The sequence below is a fragment of the Agrobacterium larrymoorei genome, assembly GCF_030819275.1.
Lineage (GTDB): Bacteria > Pseudomonadota > Alphaproteobacteria > Rhizobiales > Rhizobiaceae > Agrobacterium > Agrobacterium larrymoorei_B.
The window spans coordinates 782,927-801,141 of sequence record NZ_JAUTBL010000001.1 but is presented as its reverse complement, the minus strand read 5'-3'; the positions used below and the strand labels follow the sequence as shown (position 1 = coordinate 801,141).

The following is an 18,215-nucleotide window of genomic DNA, read 5'->3' as shown; positions in this document are numbered from 1 at the left end:
TCTCCTGCATTGCTCCGCAGCCAGACAGATCCTGCCGGCGGATGGAATGAAGGGGTTGCGGTAGCACAGTCAGCGGGCGGAAGCATCCGTTTCGATAAAGGAAAGCTTGATTTCCGGCGTTTTTCCACCGGGATGGCGCAGTTTTGCCGAGAAGCCGTGGCTCTGGCCCGGTCCAATTTCGGGGACGGGTGGCTCGATCAGCATGCTTGCGACCTTCTCTCCCTTCGCGGCGAAGAGATCGGCGCGGATGGAGGGGACCTCCTGAATGTTGTCGGTCCTGTTGTCGACAATCCCGTTGATCACCAGAACTTCCATGCCACCTGCATCCTGCGGGGTGATGCTGATATGGGTGATGGCGAGTGGGTCCGGTGCCGCTGCGACGGCCTGTGTGTTCGTTGGAAGCACGGAAAAGCCACCGGACATGAAAAACATGCCAACGGCTGCGGCTGCGACAACGGCCGAATAGCCATCGACCGAAAGCGAGGAGAGCTTGCGGTCGACCCATGCGATCATCGCTTCAAACGTCTCGAGCGCACCGACAGTTCTGTGCTTGCCTTGTTGATAAGCCTTGCGTCGATTGTCGTTTCCGTAGTCACGATAGACCGTTTCCTTTACGGTCACGAAGTCGGCGTCGATCGTTTCCGGTCGCATAGCGGCTCTTGTCTTTGGCCGTACAGGCGTATCTGGCATCAAAAGGTCGTAATCATGTGCCGTTTGTTTGCGAAATGGACGGAACATAGCCATGAAGTCCCTTGGTCAGTTTTTCAGCCCAAGTTCACCCTGGGCATTGAAAGGAATCTTGACCAGTCGTAAATTTAATTGGTTAACGCTTCGCAAAGATCGCTTGCTTCGAGCCGCGTTTCCCGCCACTCGCGGGCAAGAAGCGATGGGCGGAGATTCGAAGACGCTCAAGCGGACCGGAAAAGAAAGAGACTGGAAAAGCGTTGATCCATTTCGAAAATGTCGGGCTGCGTTACGGTATGGGCCCTGAAATTCTCAGGGACATGACCTTCGATATTCCCAAAGGGTCCTTCCAGTTCCTGACCGGTCCGTCCGGCGCGGGCAAGACGACGCTTCTGCGCTTGCTGCTGATGTCGCTGCAGCCGACTCGCGGCCATATCCGCATGTTCAACCGCGATATCTCACGCATCCCGCGAAGCGAGCTTCCAATGCTGCGCCGGCGCGTCGGCATCGTGTTTCAGGATTTTCGTCTGCTCGATCATCTGACCACCTATGAGAATGTCGCCTTGCCTTTGCGCGTTCGCGGCAAGGAAGAAAGCGCCTATCGCAACGATGTGATCGAGCTTTTGAAGTGGGTCGGGCTCGGAGAGCGCGTCAACGTTCTTCCCGCCATCCTTTCGGGCGGGGAAAAGCAGCGCGCCGCAATCGCACGCGCGCTGATGGACCAGCCGGAAATCCTCTTGGCCGATGAGCCGACCGGTAACGTCGATCCGCCCATGGCGAAGAGACTGCTTAATCTCTTTCTGGAACTCAACCGTCTGGGCACTGCCGTCGTCATCGCCACCCATGATTTCGGCTTGATGGATCAGGTGGATGCACGCCGGATGATTTTGACCGAAGGGCGGCTCGACATCTATGAATGAGATGAACCGCAAGACGCTAAAGCCGAGAGCGCCGCAGCAGGGCGCACCACAGATGCGCATCCGCCCGATGGCGCCGATCCTGCCGCCCTCCAACATTCAGGGCAATGCGCTGATCGTCGTTATTGCCATCATGGCGTTTCTCGCCTGTCTGACGCTCGGTGCCGTCAGCATGGTGCGCGCCACCGCCGCCAGCTGGCAGAGCCAGATTTCGCGTGAGATCACCATTCAGATCAAACCCGAAGACGGCCTCGATATGAATGCGGCGCTCAACAAGGCCCGCAATCTGGCGCTGGGTTTTGTCGGCACCCGCGAAGGCACGATCATGGACGATGCCGCGACAAGCCGCCTCTTGGAGCCATGGCTGGGCTCCGGGCTCGATCTGTCTGAGCTGCCGGTCCCGCGTCTCGTGATTATCACCATCGATGAAAACAACCCGCCGGACTTCGAAGCCATGCGGGCAATGCTGAAGACCGAAATCCCACAGGCCTTTCTCGACGACCACCGCACCTGGGTGGATCGTCTGGTCTCCATGGCGCATACGACAGTGATGATCGGTGTGGGCGTGCTGGTGCTGGTCTTCACCGCCATGGTGCTGACGGTGATCTTTGCCACGCGCGGGGCACTGTCCGGCAACCGGCATATTGTCGAGGTGCTGCATTTCGTCGGCGCCGAAAGCGGATTCGTCGCACGCGAATTCCAGAAGCACTTTTTGAAGATCAGCCTCAAGGGATCGGGGGCGGGTAGTGCTGTTGCCGCGCTCGTCTTCGTTGCCGCCGGCTTCTGGCAGTCGCGCTCCCTTGCAACACCGCAAAGCGACCAGGCGACCGCCTTGTTCGGCTCCTTCTCGGTCGGCATCGACGGCTATCTCGGCATTCTCGCAACCATGATCATCATTTCGCTGCTGACGACGATCACGGCGCGCATGACGGTGATCCGTACCATCGACGAGATCGACCGCATCCGTTCAGACCCGTCGAAGAGCGATGGCTTGTAAGCAGGTTTGGTGGTTGAGGGCCGGGCACAACCGCCTGTTCCTTGCCATAGTCCCTGCTTATGGTAACTCATGGCAATGAGTCGCATAGACCGGCACGATCATATGGCTGATTCGCCGCGGAACCGATTGTTCTCGCGACGCGGGCCCTTGCGCCGCTTCATCCGCGTCGCCATCCTCATTTTTGTTGTGACCGCCGGTGCCGTCTTCGGCGGATTTCTTTGGTTTGCCGATTCCGTTGCAACCATGCGCCCACCGGAAGGCGCAAGAGCCGATGCCATTATCGTCCTGACCGGGGGTTATCAGCGGATCGACCAGGCGGTCGGATTGTTGCGCGATAAGGTCGGCAAGCGGCTTCTGATCTCCGGCGTCAACCCATCCACGACACGCGCGCAGATCCGGAAGATGACGCAGAGTTCGCCCGATCTCTTCGCCTGCTGTGTCGATATGGGTTACAAGGCGATCGACACGATCGGCAACGCCAATGAGGCGGCAGGCTGGATCCGCGATAAGGGCTACACGTCTATCGTCGTCGTCACCAACAACTACCATATGCATCGAAGCCTGCATGAGCTTAGAAGCGCCAGCCCCAATACGGAATTCATCGCTTATCCGGTCATCAACTCCGATTTGAGCCGCACCAACTGGTTTGCCAATCCTGACGTGTTGCGCACCATGATGTACGAATACGCGAAATTCGTCGTCGCCGCTCTCCGCGACCTGACAGGGATCGGCAAGGGCAACGGCCTGAGGGACTAAAGCCTGTCGCGCAAAAGCGTGAAGCGGTGCTGCGGCATCACTTGCGACGAGACCAATACTCGTCGCGTAAGACGCGAGTTTGGAAGATCGCGCCGGGGTCTGAGCGGTCGCTCCAAAACATCTTGCCCGTCTCGTCAGGCCTCCTTCTCGGCGGATAGGTCTTGCTGCATGGCCCCCGTATCGTGTAGGCGTTGCCCATCTGCGCTGGCGTGAAGAGGCACCCGTCTTCGGCTCAAGCGCCCGGAGATACCAGACACATGCTCAGACTACGTTCGGTTCTGTTCAACACTTTCTTCTATCTCAATCTCATCCTGCGCATGATCGTGCTGACGCCGATCTACTTCCTCGTGCCACGCAAACTTGCCTATGAGATCCCGAAGAACTGGGCGCGTTCCAACCACTGGCTCATGAAGACGATTGTCGGAACGACTTTCGAGGTGGAGGGACTGGAAAACATTCCGGCAACCGGATGTATCTTCGCGCCGAAGCACCAATCTTTTTGGGACACCTACGCGCTGCTGCCCGATCTGAAAGACCCGGTCTATATCCTGAAGCGCGAGCTGATGTGGATCCCGCTCTTTGGCTGGTATGTCGCCAAGCAGCGGATGATCCCCGTCAATCGTGCTGCACGTGGCAAGGCCATGCTGAAGGTCATGGACCGCGCCAAGGAGGAGATGGCCAAGGGTCGTGAGTTGATCATTTATCCGGAAGGAACACGACGTCCGCCAGGGGCGGAGCCTGAATATCGCTACGGAATCGCGCGGCTCTATCGCGATCTCAAAGTGCCGGTTGTGCCGGTCGCGATGCATCCCGGCCTCTTTTGGCCGCGCCGGTCCACCATGCGCTATCCGGGCCACTTCAAGGTCCGTATCCTGCCGCCGATCCAGCCGGGACTCGATCCTGATACCTTCTTCAAGACGCTGATCGAAGTCACGGAGAAGGCAAGCGACGAACTCCTGATCGAGACTGCGCGCAACAATCCTGACCTTCCCATGCCGCCGACCGCGCAGAAGCGGCTCACCGAGCTTGGTTTTTCGCGAGGCTGAATTGCCTTAGCGATGTCCCACGTTCGGGTCTAAGGCACGATGTGTAGTTTCCAAGGGGTAAAGCGTCCTTTGCGCGCCCGATAGGACGCCCCGTTATAGACAAACCCCAAGCCATGACATGACATGCTGAAACCAAATACCTAAGAGCTGGGAACGGATGACGCCGATCTTAGAACCTCCGGTTTTGAAAGTGTTTGTGCGTGTTGACGTCGCTGGAGCAGCGCAATCCGGGCGACCTGCGACCAAGGCTGGCGATCGTCGCGTTGCTGGCCTTGCAACACGACGTTGCGCTTCTTCGGGCTTCCAATAGCGTCAGCCGCAGTCATAATTCCTTCTGACGGCTGACAAAAGCAAAAGAAGCGAGCGCCGCACTGACCAGAGGGACAACAATCATGAACACGACATCCTTGAAAGGATGGTGGCTTCACGGCGTCGTGCTGGCCATCGTCATCGTTTCCGAATATATCGGCATACTGAGACTGCCAATCGGCATTGGCACCGTTGTATTCCTGCCAATTCTTTACGCTTTCGCTTTGGGCATCGCGCTCAATCCTAATATCTTGAAAAAGACCGCAGCGCTTATTCCTTCGGACGCTGTGAAGCTGGCCGGCACGATGATCACTATTTCCATCATGCCGTTCATCGCCAAGTTCGGTACCACTGTCGGGCCCCAGATCGACAAGATCATCGAAGCCGGTCCGGCACTCGTCGTCCAAGAACTCGGTAATCTTGGAACCATCGTCATTGCTTTCCCCGTTGCGGTTTTCCTCTTGAAAATGGGTCGGGAATCGATCGGGGCGACCTATTCGATTGACCGCGAGCCGAACCTGGCTGTGATCGCGGATCGCTTCGGCCTCAACAGCCCGGAAGGCGCAGGAGCCATGGGTGTGTACGCGACGGGTACTTTGATTGGCACATTCGTCTTTGCCATTGTGCCGCCTCTTATTCAGTCGCTGGGCTGGTTCGATTACCGTGCACTGGCCATGTCGTGCGGCGTCGGTTCGGGAAGCATGCTTGCCGCATGCACGGGCGGCCTTGTTTCTGTCTTGCCAGAGAACAAGGATGTCATTTTGGCGCTCGCAGCTGCCAGTAACATCCTGACATATGCCACCGGTCTTTATGTTGGCCTTTTCGTGGCTCTTCCGTTGACGGAATGGCTCTACAAGAAGGCACGTCCGAACGATCCGGCCAACTGGGTAGTCAAAGGAGAGACAAGATGAGCATGAACTCGGTCCAAACCTCCTCCCTTGAGGAGCAACTTCCTACCCACGCCGAAGATGAGCGCGGGATCAATCTCGCCAACTACTCGGGCCTTCTTGTCATCGCCTGTGTCATCGGGCTTGTTGCAAATTGGATCGCGACAGGCGTCAATCCGCTTGTCGCACTGCCCGGCATGGCGATCTTGTATCTAGTGTCGGTGGCAGGCCTCGTCCTGGCGCGCTACCTGCCATTCTACCTGCCCGGTGTAGCCTGGACCTCGCTTCTGGCCATCATCGTGACGTTGCCATTCGTCCCAGGCTCTGCCTGGGTTCTCGAGAAGGTCACCGTGTTGAACTTCCTGGCCCTTGCAACGCCTGCTCTGGCTTATGGCGGCCTCGCGCTGACCAAAGGTGAGTTCGACATCGCCAGAAAGTCCGGTTGGAAGATCGTTATCGTAGCAGTCTGCGTGATGTTTGGAACCTTCATGGGATCGGTCGTGATCGCAGATCTTTCACTGCGGCTCACGGGTCAATAAAAATAATCCGGTCGCATATGGAGAGCGACCGGCATTTTAATCGAAGGAAAGCCGGTGCGGACATTTCTCAATAACGCGGATGTTGCTGAGGCCGTGAACTGGCGGCGTCATCTGCACCGCAATCCTGAAATGGGCTTCGAGGAAACGGAAACATCCGCCTTCATCGCTGCACGATTGGCAGAATGGGGCTACGCGGTAAAAACCGGTTATGGCAAAACCGGCGTGGTGGGCAGCTTAAAACGCGGCATGTCCTCGAAGGCCATCGGTATTCGCGCTGACATCGACGCCCTCCCTATCATGGAGAAAAGTGGCGTCGAATATGCATCCCGCGTCGCCGGAAAAATGCACGCCTGCGGTCACGATGGTCATGTGGCCATGGCTCTCGCGGCGGCGAAATCGCTTTCTTCACAGGCCTTCAATGGCGCCGTCCATTTCGTCTTCCAGCCCGCTGAAGAAAATGATGGCGGCGGCCAGGCTATGGTCAAGGACGGACTTTTCCGGGACTTCGTCATGGATGGCATCTATGGCATGCACAATTGGCCCGCCTTGGATCTCGGAACATGTGTGGCGCGTGATGGAGAAATGATGGCCGCATTCGCCATCTTCGAGATCAAAGTCACGGGACGCGGTGCCCATGGTGCGATGCCGCATGAGGGTGCAGACCCGATTGTGGCCGCGTCGCAGATTGTCTCAGCGCTCCAGACCATCGCGAGCCGTAACGTTTCCCCCTTGCAAAGCGCGGTCGTATCGGCAACGCAAGTTCATGGCGGCGATGCGTGGAACGTCATACCGGAAGAGGTCGTTGTCAAAGGTACGACCCGCTGGTTCGATGAGCAGGTTGGCGCAACGATAGAGAAACGCCTAGCAGCAATTGCAAATGCAATCGCTTCCGCGTTCGAATGCATGGTGGAGATTGACTACCTGCGCCGCTATCCGGCAACAACCAACGACCCAGCCTGCGCCGCCATCATCCGCCACCTAGCGCCCCGAGTGCCGGGCATTAAGGTTGTCGATGCGGATCCGAGCATGGCGGCGGAGGATTTTTCCTTCATGCTGCGGGAAAAACGCGGTTGTTACTTCTGGCTAGGCGCAAGGAAAAGCGGGAGCAACCCGGGCCTGCATTCGCCCTTCTTCGATTTCAACGATGATGTTTTGCCTCTTGGGGCGAACATGTGGATAGCACTGGTCCAAGATCAACTTGAGTCAGCTTGACGGCTATCGAGGATTTGAGCCGAATACATTGACAGGATCGCCGCTGCCGCGAAATATGCGCTGATGGAAACGCTTGACGCCAAAGCTCTCCGGATCTTCACCGCCGTCGTGCGAACGGGTTCGATCCGAAGCGCGGCAGAACTCCTGCATGTTGCCGCGTCGGTTGTCAGCCGGCAAATCGCCGAAACAGAGAGAAACGTCGGGCTTCCCCTGTTCGAGCGCAGCAGTCGCGGCGTAGGCCTGACCGATGCTGGCCGGCTGGTATTAGAGCATGCACAAAGGGTGATCGAAGACAGAAATCTTCACTCCGAGCAACTCGACCAGTTGCGTAGTGTCCAGCAGGCTCGCATCCGTATTTGCTGCGGCGAAGGGTTTCTCGGCGACATGATTGAGCACGGGCTCAAGACCTTCGTGAAGAGCTACCCTTTGGTGGCCTACTCACTGACCCTGGGCAGCACCGACGATGTGTTGGACACGGTTGTCAACGGCGATTCCGACATCGGCATCGCCTATAATCCCGTCATTGATACGCGACTACGGTCGCTCGCCATTTCTCGACAGCCGCTGTGTCTCGTCGCACCGAACGGACACCCACTGCTTGCCCGTCCAAGTATCAGGCTCCAGGATTGCATGGCAGAAAGCCCCTATGCGCTGCTGAGCAAAGGACATGGGGTGACGCAGCTTGTCGCTCGCGTGGCCGCAGACTGCGGGATGGCAGTCGCACCATTGGTGGAGACACCCTCGATCGACGTGTTGAGGCGCTTCGTCATAGCGGAACTCGGCGTAACGTTCCTGCCAAACTTTTCCGTAGCGACGGAACTCTCCCGCTCGGCACTTGGCGTTGCCGAACTGAGCGACCCGCTATTGGCGCAGGCAAGTGCGCACCTTATCGTCAAAGCCCGTCGAAGACTTCCCACTTCTGTGGATCGCCTGGCAAGTCATCTCGCCTCGGTAATGGCTGCCTTCAAGGTGTAAAGGAGGCGTTGCTCCTGCTGCAACGCGTTGTTCCCCACGTTCCGACTACCGGCTCTTCCATGAAGATGAGAGGTTTGCCCTATCAAAATCAGCAGGGCTGAACGCTCATAAAGGGGATTTGAATGTCGGCAGAGATGCAAGCGACTGTAGGGGTCATCGGCCTCGGCAGTATGGGAATCGGCATGGCAACGACTTTGGCATCGAAAGGCTTCCGCACCCTCGGCTTTGACCTTTCGCAGGAGCGTCGCATCCTTGCAGCCAAATCGGCAGTCGGACCTTTAGAGACGATTGCTGCGGCATTCGAAGTGAGTGACTTCCTTGTCTTTTCACTCCCAACAGCAAAAGACGTCGAAGCCGTTATCGATCAACACATCGATATTCTCGAGCAGCGAAGTGGCACGCGCATCATCATTATCGACACATCCACCTCCGAGCCGGATGTCAGCCGCAAATTGGCGCGTCGTTTGGCGGAGCTGAATCATGGTTTTCTGGACGCACCGGTCAGCGGCGGTCCGGCTGGAGCCGCTTCTGGAAAGCTGACAATGATGATTGGTGGAGCGGAAAAAGATGCCGCACTCGCCCGGCCAGTCATCGAGGCTCTGTCCGCAAAGGTGCTTCACGTCGGCGCAAGCGGATCTGGGAATGTTGCGAAGCTGATCAACAATCTTCTCGCAGCAGCGCACATGATCACCACGAGCGAAGCACTCAAACTCGCGCTTTCGAGCGGCATTGATCCGGAAGCTGCCTTGCGTGTGCTGAATGCGGCATCTGGAAAGTCGATGATCAGTGAGGTGCATTTTCCCACCTGGATCATGTCCGACCGTTTTGACAGCGGCTTTTCCATGGGCCTGATGCGCAAGGATGTTCGCCTTGCGAGCGAACTGGCGCGGAGCACGGGGGCAGAACTTCCCATAGCCGAACTTGTGAGCCAGTTGTGGAGCAAATCCGAGTTGAAAGACAGTGACGACTTCACCCGCATGGGTGCCTTCAAACCATCTTCAAAATAGGGTCGTGAGAATAATGAACATCATGAATATGACAGAGGATCAAGGCCCGCGCGTTCGCGAACTCTTCACGGGCTTTTTCAAGACCGACAAAATCGGCAGCTTCGTAAACGGTGAGATCGTGTATGGCGCAGGTGAAACGCTAAGCCTTACAGACCCCTCGTCCGGTCGGACCTTTGCCGAGTTTGCGGACGCTGGTCAGTCGGTCGTCGATGCGGCGATGGACGCTGCGGACGCAGCGCAACCGGAATGGACGAAGCTCACCGCATCCGCGCGCGGTCGCATCATGTTCGAGATCGGGCGCCAAATTCGTGACAATGCTGCCAACATTGCCGAAATCGAAAGTCGTTCCGCCGGTAGACCCATCCGCGATATCCGCGGCGAGGTCCTCAAAGTCGCGGAAATGTTCGAGTATTATGCTGGCTGGTGCGATAAATTGCATGGGGAAGTGATCCCCGTTCCCACCTCGCATCTGAACTACACGCGTAACGAACCGATCGGCGTCGTGGTTCAGATCACCCCTTGGAACGCGCCCTTGTTTACGGGGGGGTGGCAGATAGCGCCCGCCATCTGTGCAGGCAATGGCGTCGTGATCAAGCCTTCCGAACTCACACCGCTCAGCACTCTCATTCTCGGCCTGCTGTGCGAACGTGCCGGCGCACCGCGCGGTCTCGTCAATGTTATCGCAGGACAAGGCGCAACAGCGGGACAGGCTGCCATCAAGCATTCCCGAACCGGGCTTGTGGTCTTCGTCGGTTCAGCTCATGCAGGATCGCTTGTCGCAGCGGCGGCAGCAAAAAATGTGGTTCCGTGCATTCTGGAACTGGGCGGCAAGTCGGCAAACATCGTGTTTGACGATGCCGATTTCGACCGGGCCATTCTCGGGGCACAATCGGCGATCTTCGGCGGCGCTGGCCAAAGCTGCGTTGCGGGTTCCCGTCTCCTCGTTCAGCGCTCGATCCACGAGGAGTTCGTCGCACGTTATGCCTCTGCGGCCAATCGAATTCCTGTTGGCAATCCATTTGAGGATACGACTCAGGTTGGACCCATCAACAATCTGCGTCAATGGAACAAGATTGCAGAGATGGTGACGCTCGGCCTCAATGAGGGCGCAACCTTGGCGGCTGGCGGCAGCCGCCCGCAGTCACTGGAAGAAACGGGTGGCTTCTATTTTGCGCCAACCATTCTTGATAACGTGGCTCCAAGTGCCACTCTCTTCAGTGAAGAGGTGTTTGGGCCGGTTGTCGGCGTGACGCCATTTGACACGGAAGAGGAAGCGGTTGCACTAGCCAATAACAATCCTTACGGCCTTGCGGGTGCGGTCTGGACGAACAATGTCGCAAGAGCACATCGCGTCGCCTCCCAGGTGCGCGCCGGAACCTTCTGGATCAACGGCTACAAGACAATCAGCGTCATGTCCCCGTTTGGGGGCTTTGGAAAGAGCGGGTATGGTCGCTCAAGCGGTAGGGACGCTTTGATGGCCTATACCCAGACGAAAAGCATCTGGGTCGAGACTGCGGTAGCACCGGGCATCACCTTCGGATATGTCGCGTAAGGCTCGTTCTGGAGCCGGAAAATTCCGGCTTCAGACGACCATGATTCCCGTGTTCGATGAAGGGATTTAATCGCCAACAAAGAACGAGCAATCTGCCACCAGTTTTTTGCATCATCGGCTCGATAGTCGGTTCCGATTTCGGGCAGATGCTGCAGGAATGCTTGGTCCGGCACCCCAAGCATCTCCTCGGAAAACTAATTCAGCTTGAACTCCAGCATCAGGTTTCGCTGGAGAAATGAGTGGTTGTCGTCCGAGACAAGGATGATATGGGTCGATCCGTCTGGTTGGGTCACCACATCCATGCCTTCCATATTATCGATCTGATAGGACGGGCCAGCCTCGATCAGTGTTTCTCCATCGACGACAGCACCTGGGAGAATATCCTTGCCATCGATACGGCGGATGCGCATGCCCGCGCCTTCGCTGAAATTGAAGCGGCGCTCCAGCAAGAGCAGGTCGCCATTTGCCAAAAAAGCACCGTCGGTGACGGCGAAATCGCCATGCTTCTTCACGGCGAACAGACCCTTCAATGGTCCCTCCAAGATGGCGGCGTAGAGGTTGCCGCTTCCGTCCACGCTATCTTCCGCCACTGCAACCAGCGCGCCCTTCAACGGCGAATTTTCCGGTGAAGCGACGAGCGTCTCCAGCCCAGCATTGCGCTTTAACGCGTTGTTCGGGATCAGATGCGGGAGCCTGCCGCTTGGCTTGGCATCTGCCAAATCCTTGTCGGGATAAATGCCGATGCGGTGGAACTGCTCATAGCTGACATAGAGATGATTGCCCCGCAGTGCCAAGCCTTCCGCATCCATGTCCACCTTTCTACGCGCAGTGGTTCCGGTCTCGTTCAGCATCGGGTCGACGCGAACCATCGAAACGCCTGAGAGGACGCCCGTTTTTCTGTCGCGTTCAATCTCACCGGTCATCCAGTGGCCGGTATCCAGAACGGCAACGAAGCTGCGTCCGTCCGGTCTGAGGCGAATGCTGGAAATTGCCCCGAAGGCGGGATCGGATGAACGCATCGACAGGCCGCCGATAAACTCCAGCATACCGAAATGCGTCTCACTCGATCCGAAAAGAAAATCCTTGATTGGTGTGGACGTCACCGCGACTTCGGGGGAAGAGGCCCCAATCGCCGCCGGGGCCAGGATCGCAAGGGCAAAGAAGAGCGCGCCGATGACTTTGCCGGAAGACCGGCGGGGAGTATCGCCGTCGCCGCCGCGAGGTGGCCTATCCCGCACGGCGCATCCTGCGGGATGGCTTGCCGGAGCTTGCGCTGGTATCCTCGAAGAGGGCGGCAAGTTGTTCGGTCATGGCGCCAGCCAACTCGTCCGCGTCCACAATCGTGACGGCGCGGCGGTAGTAGCGCGTCACATCGTGGCCGATGCCGATCGCAAGAAGCTCCACAGGCGAACGCGTCTCGATCTGCTCGATCACAGCACGCAGATGCCGTTCGAGATAATTGCCCGGATTGACCGAAAGCGTCGAGTCGTCCACCGGCGCACCATCCGAGATCATCATCATGATCTTGCGCTGCTCCGGCCGGTTGATCAGGCGGTTATGCGCCCACATCAATGCTTCGCCGTCGATGTTTTCCTTGAGCAAACCTTCGCGCATCATAAGCCCGAGGTTGCGCCGTGCGCGACGCCATGGAGCATCCGCGCTCTTGTAAATGATGTGGCGCAGATCGTTGAGGCGGCCAGGTGACGGTGGCTTGCCATTGGCCAGCCACTGCTCACGCGATTGGCCGCCCTTCCAGGCCTTGGTTGTAAAGCCAAGGATTTCCACCTTCACGCCCGAGCGCTCCAGCGTGCGCGCCAGAATATCGGCGCAAGTTGCGGCGACCGTGATCGGCCGTCCGCGCATCGAACCGGAATTGTCGATGACAAGCGAGACGACCGTATCGCGGAATTTCGTATCGCGCTCCTTTTTGAAGGAAAGCGGCTGCATTGGGTCGATGATCAGGCGCACCAGACGTGCCGGATCGAGATAGCCCTCTTCCAGATCAAAATCCCAGGAGCGATTCTGTTGCGCCATCAGGCGGCGCTGCAAACGATTTGCCAGACGTCCGACAGCGCCTTGAAGATGGGCCAATTGCTTGTCGAGGAAAGCGCGCAGACGATCGAGTTCTGCTTCGTCGCAGAGTTCCTCGGCGTGGATTTCCTCGTCGAATTCCTGGGTGAAGATGCGATAATCGACCTTCTCGTTGAAATCGTCGAAGGGGCTGTTCGGGCGACGGGTTTCGCCTGGCGTCTCGGAATCCTCGTCGAGATCGTCGGACATTTCGTCCTCCGACATCTCGGCGCCATCCATCTCGCCGTCTTCCATCTGCTCCTGCGAGGCTTCGCTCTCCTCGGCAGGGGCAGCATCGGAGCCAGCGTCTTCTTCGACCTGCTCTTCCTGCTGCTCGTTGCTACGGGGCTGATCCTCGTCGGATTCGGCCTCCTGCGATTCCGGCTCATCATTCTCGTCGCCGAAATCCTCCGCCATCTGCATGGAGGTCAGCATCTTGCGAACGAGCTTGGAGAAGGCCTTCTGATCCTCGATAACGGTAGAGAGGTCTTTGAGATCGCCAGACGCCTTGTCTTCGATGAAGGAACGCCAGACATCGAGAATCTTGCCGGCGCTTTCCGGTGGCTTTTCGCCCGTCAGCTTTTCACGCACCATAAGCGCGACGGCCTCGGCAATCGGTGCATCTTCCTGGGTGTTGATATTGCCGAAATTGGCCTTGGCGTATTTCTCCGTGTTCATCGCACGAATATTGTTCGCCATGCCCGGCATGCGCAGTGCGCCGATGGATTCCACACGCGCCTGCTCGACGGCGTCGAAAATCTGCCGTGCATCCGCACCCTGCGGCGACATCGTCGCGTGCACATCGCTGTCGTGGCATGCAAGGCGAAGCGCCATGGAATCGCCAAGCCCGCGGGTGATCGCCACTTCCTGCGCCGTGGGCTTCTTGGAAATCTCCGGCAGGCGCATCCGCTCGCCCGCAAGCCCCGGACGCTCATTGGCGAAAACCACTTCGACTTCGGAACTGCCCGCCACCGAACGCACGCAGCCGGTGATTGCCTGACGCAACGGTTCGGTGTCGATCACCGTGCCAGATTTTGGTCTCGAATTATCGCCGCGCGCTGCCATGGTCTTTCCTGCCGATTCTGAACGCTCCGCGCAGACTTCGAAAGCCACGCGGGAGCGTCTTCGTCTTCACGTCTCAGATGATCCTCCGGCTTTTGCCGAAGCTCAGGCGCTGAGAACGATGTTTGCCGCGCTTTCCTTCAACTCGACGCCGAAAGCACGCTGGTACTGTTCCGCCACCAGGGTCCGCTCCAGCTCATCGCACTTGTTGAGGAAGGTGACGCGGAAGGCAAAGGCGAGATCGCCGAAGATTTCCGCATTCTCTGCCCAGGTGATGACGGTACGCGGGCTCATCACGGTCGAGAGATCGCCATTGATGAAAGCCGAGCGGGTGAGATCCGCAACCCGCACCATCTTCGATGCGGTCTCGCGACCCTTCTCGTTGTCGAGGCTCTTCACCTTGGCAACGATGATGTTCACTTCCTGCTCGTGCGGCAGATAGTTCAGCGTCGTGACGATCGACCAGCGGTCCATCTGTGCCTGGTTGATCTGCTGCGTACCATGATAAAGGCCGGTGGTATCGCCAAGGCCAACGGTGTTGGCGGTTGCGAAAATACGGAAGGCCGGGTGAGGGCGGATCACGCGGCTCTGGTCGAGCAGCGTCAGGCGGCCGGACGATTCCAGAACGCGCTGGATAACGAACATGACGTCGGGGCGGCCCGCATCATACTCATCGAAGACGAGCGCGACATTGTGCTGGTAGGCCCAGGGCAGAATTCCGTCCTTGAACTCGGTGACCTGCTTGCCGTCCTTCAGGACGATGGCGTCCTTGCCGACGAGGTCGATACGGCTGACATGGCTGTCGAGGTTGACGCGCACGCACGGCCAGTTGAGGCGCGCTGCGACCTGTTCGATATGGGTGGACTTACCAGTGCCATGGAAGCCGGACACCATGACACGTCGGTTATGAGCAAAGCCTGCAAGGATCGCCAGCGTCGTATCGCGGTCGAAAAGATAGTCCGGGTCCAGATCTGGCACATAGGCGTCGCCCTGGCTGTAAGCCGGAACACGCAGATCCGTATCGATACCGAAGACCTCGCGGACAGAAACAGTCGTATCCGGCAGGTTGGTAATATCAAGGTCAATTTTGCTCATCACGTCTCCAAGGCGGGTAGCAACCACCCGGGCCACATCTTCATAAGGCAATCACAAAAAGGGCTTAGCAGAAACCCGATTGTTTTAACAATTGGTAGGCTTGAATTACAGCCCGAAAACGCTCTTCCGAACCGCGATCGCCACCATTAGCATCAGGATGGTGCTTTTTGACAAGCTCCTTGTAACGCCGTTTGATGTCATCCTGCTTTGCACCGGCTTCGAGCCCGAGCGTGTCGAAGGCTTTTGCCTCCAGGGTTTTCAGTTTGCGGTCCGGCTGGATCCGCTGGCCGCCAGCCTTTCCATCGCCAAAACCATTGGTAAATCCGAAGGGATCCCGGATGCGCGCATTTGCAGCACCCGAGCGCAAGGTGGAATGAAGCGGGCTGTCTCGCGCGGTCTTGTTGACCCCCACTGTCCAGGTCGGGCGGTGGCCAGTGATCGCTTCCTTCTGGTAACGGGCGATCTCGCTATCGGAGAGGCCCGAAAAATAATTATAGCCCTTGTTGTACTCCTTCACGTGCTCGAAACAGAACATGAAGAATTTCCCCTCGGCGTTGCGGCCAACGGGTGCACGGTGATTACCAGGCTTGTCGCATCCATCCCACTGACAGACGGGGGCCTGAGCCTCCGGCGGTTGCTCTCTTTTGCGACGCGTGCGGATGCGGTCGAAATATTTCGAATCCAGTTTCATGATATCCCAATTATGGTGCGCAAAAGGGTGCACAACAAGAATTGACAAAGCGGAATGTTACAGGCTTTTAGGGAGCCCCTTTAGGCCTGTGTGGAAACCGATCGGCTCTCCGCCGCCGAGCTTCCAAACAGGCTCTAACAACGCGATCATCAGGAGATGGATGCCATGTCCCTGCGCCAACGCATGGAAAACAAGCTGCGGGAAGCATTTTTGCCGGATCGCCTGAATGTCATCGATGAAAGCCACATGCATGCGGGGCACCAACCGGATATGACCGGCACGGGCGAGACGCATATGCGTGTTCAGATAGTGTCCGAGCAGTTCTCCGGCAAGTCCCGCGTGGATCGTCATCGTGCAATTAATGGACTGTTGAAGCCCGAACTGGATGCAGGCCTGCACGCACTTGCTATAGAAGCCGCGGCGCCGGGAGAGCCGACGCGGTTCTAACCATCTAAGGCGTTTATTCCCGCCGCTGCGTTAGCCGGGATGCTTCTCCGATAGAAAGCTCTGCACTTCCGATGCCGCGACATCATCCGCCACGAAAGACTGGCCGATGCCGTGGGTCAGGATGAAGGTAAGCTTTCCGCCCTTGACCTTCTTGTCCTGAGCAATGGCCGTCATTAGCATGTCGACAGGCGGCAGCTGGCCCGGGATATCCTTCATCGAGGTCGGCAGACCCACCGCCTTCAGATGCGCTTCGACGCGGTTCGCGTCATCCGGGCTTGCAAGGTTCATGCGGGCGGAGAACTGGTGCGCCAACACCATGCCAATGGCAACGCCTTCTCCGTGAACCAGACGCGCGCTGTTATATTCGGTCGCCGCTTCCAGCGCGTGGCCGAAGGTATGACCGAGGTTCAATAGCGCCCGAACGCCGTTTTCCTTTTCGTCCGCAACCACCACGTCGGATTTCGCCTGGCAGCTTGTGGCAATCGCTTCGATGCGGGCAGGCCCGCCCTTCTCGATCTCAGCCCAGTTCTTCTCAAGCCAGGAGAAGAATTCCGGCTTGTCGATCAGGCCGTATTTGACCACTTCGGCATAGCCTGCACGAAACTCGCGCGGGCTCAGCGTATCGAGAACAGCGGTATCGGCGAGAACAAGATCTGGCTGATGGAAGACGCCGATGAGGTTCTTGCCGTGGCGGCTGTTGATGCCGGTCTTGCCGCCGACGGAGGAATCCACCTGCGCCAGAAGCGAGGTCGGAATCTGCACAAAACGAACGCCGCGGCGAACGATGCCAGCGGCGAAGCCTGCCAGATCACCGATGACGCCGCCGCCAAGTGCGATGACCGCGTCGTTGCGCTCGATCCGTGCGGCGAGGATGGCATCGCAGACGGTGACGAGATGATCGAAGCTCTTGGTCTTTTCGCCGGCGGGCAGGGTCAGCGATACGGCCTCAATGCCATCCGTTTGCAGACCATCCATCAATGTTTCGAGATATAGCGGCGCAACGTGCTCATCGGTGATGATCGCAGCGCGCTTTCCCTTCAGCCGTGAGGAAATCTCTCCACCGGCGCGAGCGATCAGGCCCGGTCCGATGAGAATGTCATAAGCACGTTCACCCAGCGGAACATGAACGAGGCGCTCGTCGGTCTGGATGGCAGAGGGCATGGCATCAGGCTTTCTTGTTGAGGCTGGCGATGGCTTCTAGAACTTCCGTCGCGATGATCTCCTTGCGAACATCGCGGGATTCAATCGTAATATCGGCTTCGCAGTAGATCGGGTAACGTTTTTCCATCAGGGCAGCGAGTGTTGCTTTGGGGTCTTCGGTCTTCAGCAAGGGGCGATGATCCCGCTTGTTGACGCGTTCCCAAAGCACTTCGAGGTCGGCTTTGAGCCAGAGCGAAACGCCGCCACGCTTGATGTGTCTGCGGGTGTTTTCATTGATGAAAGCTCCCCCACCAGTGGAAACCACCTTTGCGCTGCCCCGAAGTAGCCGCTTGATGACGCGCGTTTCCAGCGCCCGGAATTCTTCTTCGCCGTAGGTGGCGAAAAGCTCTGAGATCGTCATGCGCGAGACACGCTCGATTTCGTCATCCGTATCGACGAAGGGGATCTTCAATTGATGCGCGACCGACCTGCCGATGGCGGATTTTCCCGCGCCCATCAGCCCGACGAAGACGACGTTGCGCCTGCCAAGGGCGGCACGCGCTTTTTCTCCCAGGCTCTGGGGAAGGGATAAGTTGGTTTCGCTCATGAAAGATGGCCCATTTGGCTTCGGTATCTTCAAATGTTTACCAAGCGTCAAGCCAAATCGCGTCTTATAAGCATGTCGCGGAAAAGTGTGCAGCGGTTTTGCGACAACGACATGCGATGAAACAAGAACCTAAAGCCTAAAGCGCGAATCTGAAAGATCGCGGCGCGCTTTAGGCCACAGAAATAGCCCGACAGGATGACGCCGATTGTCAGGCGCAACACT

Annotated in this window: 18 protein-coding genes; 11 read left to right on the top strand and 7 right to left on the bottom strand. The window is 57.8% G+C overall.

Going from position 1 to position 18,215, the window contains the following annotated elements; genetic code table 11:
* Window positions 1-69: 69 nt before the first annotated feature.
* Entirely contained in the window at window positions 70-738 is a 669-nt protein-coding gene (locus QE408_RS03705; RefSeq protein ID WP_306930178.1) for an FxLYD domain-containing protein, read from the bottom strand.
* Between the two features lie 206 nt (window positions 739-944).
* On the opposite strand from QE408_RS03705, the gene ftsE reads away from it, so the two are divergent.
* The 10 genes from ftsE to QE408_RS03655 all read left to right on the top strand — a co-directional run bounded on the left by ftsE (window position 945) and on the right by QE408_RS03655 (window position 10,881).
* Window positions 945-1,604, top strand: a complete 660-nt coding sequence (gene ftsE, locus QE408_RS03700) for a cell division ATP-binding protein FtsE (RefSeq protein ID WP_062427619.1) — start codon at window positions 945-947, stop codon at window positions 1,602-1,604.
* A complete protein-coding gene (locus tag QE408_RS03695; protein WP_306928647.1) occupies window positions 1,597-2,598 on the top strand; it encodes a cell division protein FtsX in 1,002 nt (333 codons plus the stop codon). Before ftsE ends, QE408_RS03695 begins: the two co-directional genes overlap by 8 nt.
* 69 nt (window positions 2,599-2,667) lie before the next feature.
* Window positions 2,668-3,354: a YdcF family protein gene (locus QE408_RS03690; protein WP_373465481.1), complete on the top strand. Its 687-nt coding sequence runs from the start codon at window positions 2,668-2,670 to the stop codon at window positions 3,352-3,354.
* Window positions 3,355-3,611: 257 nt separating this feature from the next.
* A complete protein-coding gene (locus QE408_RS03685; protein ID WP_306928644.1) occupies window positions 3,612-4,400 on the top strand; it encodes a lysophospholipid acyltransferase family protein in 789 nt (262 codons plus the stop codon).
* Between the two features lie 392 nt (window positions 4,401-4,792).
* The gene (locus QE408_RS03680; RefSeq protein WP_306928641.1) at window positions 4,793-5,620 is read left to right on the top strand and encodes a DUF3100 domain-containing protein; all 828 of its coding nucleotides are present in this window, start codon (window positions 4,793-4,795) and stop codon (window positions 5,618-5,620) included.
* Window positions 5,617-6,135: a hypothetical protein gene (locus QE408_RS03675; protein ID WP_306928640.1), complete on the top strand. Its 519-nt coding sequence runs from the start codon at window positions 5,617-5,619 to the stop codon at window positions 6,133-6,135. Before QE408_RS03680 ends, QE408_RS03675 begins: the two co-directional genes overlap by 4 nt.
* Before the next feature lie 54 nt (window positions 6,136-6,189).
* Window positions 6,190-7,347, top strand: a complete 1,158-nt coding sequence (locus QE408_RS03670; protein WP_306928638.1) for a M20 aminoacylase family protein — start codon at window positions 6,190-6,192, stop codon at window positions 7,345-7,347.
* Between the two features lie 63 nt (window positions 7,348-7,410).
* Complete coding sequence (locus tag QE408_RS03665; protein WP_306928636.1) at window positions 7,411-8,322, top strand: LysR family transcriptional regulator; 912 nt, start codon at window positions 7,411-7,413, stop codon at window positions 8,320-8,322.
* A gap of 122 nt (window positions 8,323-8,444) precedes the next feature.
* On the top strand, window positions 8,445-9,329 hold the full coding sequence (locus QE408_RS03660) for an NAD(P)-dependent oxidoreductase (RefSeq protein ID WP_306928635.1): 885 nt from the start codon (window positions 8,445-8,447) through the stop codon (window positions 9,327-9,329).
* Between the two features lie 28 nt (window positions 9,330-9,357).
* Window positions 9,358-10,881, top strand: a complete 1,524-nt coding sequence (locus tag QE408_RS03655; RefSeq protein WP_306930177.1) for an aldehyde dehydrogenase family protein — start codon at window positions 9,358-9,360, stop codon at window positions 10,879-10,881.
* Between the two features lie 194 nt (window positions 10,882-11,075).
* Here QE408_RS03655 and QE408_RS03650 read toward each other — a convergent pair whose 3' ends face one another.
* From QE408_RS03650 to QE408_RS03635, 4 genes are all read right to left on the bottom strand, one after another.
* On the bottom strand, window positions 11,076-12,056 hold the full coding sequence (locus QE408_RS03650) for an esterase-like activity of phytase family protein (RefSeq protein WP_373465506.1): 981 nt from the start codon (window positions 12,054-12,056) through the stop codon (window positions 11,076-11,078).
* Window positions 12,057-12,108: 52 nt separating this feature from the next.
* On the bottom strand, window positions 12,109-14,016 hold the full coding sequence (gene cobT, locus QE408_RS03645; RefSeq protein WP_306928633.1) for a cobaltochelatase subunit CobT: 1,908 nt from the start codon (window positions 14,014-14,016) through the stop codon (window positions 12,109-12,111).
* 102 nt (window positions 14,017-14,118) lie between these two features.
* Complete coding sequence (gene cobS, locus QE408_RS03640) at window positions 14,119-15,108, bottom strand: cobaltochelatase subunit CobS (protein ID WP_296099443.1); 990 nt, start codon at window positions 15,106-15,108, stop codon at window positions 14,119-14,121.
* Between the two features lie 64 nt (window positions 15,109-15,172).
* Window positions 15,173-15,799 (bottom strand): J domain-containing protein, encoded by a 627-nt coding sequence (locus QE408_RS03635; RefSeq protein WP_306928630.1) that lies wholly within the window; start codon window positions 15,797-15,799, stop codon window positions 15,173-15,175.
* 165 nt (window positions 15,800-15,964) lie between these two features.
* On the opposite strand from QE408_RS03635, the gene QE408_RS03630 reads away from it, so the two are divergent.
* The gene (locus tag QE408_RS03630) at window positions 15,965-16,246 is read left to right on the top strand and encodes a BolA family protein (protein WP_113180105.1); all 282 of its coding nucleotides are present in this window, start codon (window positions 15,965-15,967) and stop codon (window positions 16,244-16,246) included.
* Between the two features lie 30 nt (window positions 16,247-16,276).
* Here QE408_RS03630 and aroB read toward each other — a convergent pair whose 3' ends face one another.
* Window positions 16,277-17,407 carry a 3-dehydroquinate synthase gene (gene aroB, locus QE408_RS03625; protein ID WP_306928624.1) on the bottom strand — a complete coding sequence of 377 codons (1,131 nt, stop codon included), beginning with the start codon at window positions 17,405-17,407 and terminating at the stop codon, window positions 16,277-16,279.
* A gap of 4 nt (window positions 17,408-17,411) precedes the next feature.
* On the bottom strand, window positions 17,412-17,993 hold the full coding sequence (locus tag QE408_RS03620) for a shikimate kinase (RefSeq protein WP_306928622.1): 582 nt from the start codon (window positions 17,991-17,993) through the stop codon (window positions 17,412-17,414).
* Window positions 17,994-18,215 lie beyond the last annotated feature (222 nt).

Excerpts from the sequence above, each read along its gene's own strand:
- QE408_RS03705 (WP_306930178.1), bottom strand. The coding sequence starts at position 738 with ATGTTCCGTCCATTTCGCAAACAAACGGCACATGATTACGACCTTTTG.
- QE408_RS03695 (WP_306928647.1), top strand. The coding sequence starts at position 1,597 with ATGAATGAGATGAACCGCAAGACGCTAAAGCCGAGAGCGCCGCAGCAG.
- QE408_RS03690 (WP_373465481.1), top strand. The coding sequence starts at position 2,668 with ATGGCAATGAGTCGCATAGACCGGCACGATCATATGGCTGATTCGCCG.
- QE408_RS03685 (WP_306928644.1), top strand. The coding sequence starts at position 3,612 with ATGCTCAGACTACGTTCGGTTCTGTTCAACACTTTCTTCTATCTCAAT.
- QE408_RS03680 (WP_306928641.1), top strand. The coding sequence starts at position 4,793 with ATGAACACGACATCCTTGAAAGGATGGTGGCTTCACGGCGTCGTGCTG.
- QE408_RS03675 (WP_306928640.1), top strand. The coding sequence starts at position 5,617 with ATGAGCATGAACTCGGTCCAAACCTCCTCCCTTGAGGAGCAACTTCCT.
- QE408_RS03665 (WP_306928636.1), top strand. The coding sequence starts at position 7,411 with ATGGAAACGCTTGACGCCAAAGCTCTCCGGATCTTCACCGCCGTCGTG.
- QE408_RS03660 (WP_306928635.1), top strand. The coding sequence starts at position 8,445 with ATGTCGGCAGAGATGCAAGCGACTGTAGGGGTCATCGGCCTCGGCAGT.
- QE408_RS03655 (WP_306930177.1), top strand. The coding sequence starts at position 9,358 with ATGACAGAGGATCAAGGCCCGCGCGTTCGCGAACTCTTCACGGGCTTT.
- cobT (WP_306928633.1), bottom strand. The coding sequence starts at position 14,016 with ATGGCAGCGCGCGGCGATAATTCGAGACCAAAATCTGGCACGGTGATC.
- cobS (WP_296099443.1), bottom strand. The coding sequence starts at position 15,108 with ATGAGCAAAATTGACCTTGATATTACCAACCTGCCGGATACGACTGTT.
- QE408_RS03635 (WP_306928630.1), bottom strand. The coding sequence starts at position 15,799 with ATGAAACTGGATTCGAAATATTTCGACCGCATCCGCACGCGTCGCAAA.
- QE408_RS03630 (WP_113180105.1), top strand. The coding sequence starts at position 15,965 with ATGTCCCTGCGCCAACGCATGGAAAACAAGCTGCGGGAAGCATTTTTG.
- aroB (WP_306928624.1), bottom strand. The coding sequence starts at position 17,407 with ATGCCCTCTGCCATCCAGACCGACGAGCGCCTCGTTCATGTTCCGCTG.
- QE408_RS03620 (WP_306928622.1), bottom strand. The coding sequence starts at position 17,993 with ATGAGCGAAACCAACTTATCCCTTCCCCAGAGCCTGGGAGAAAAAGCG.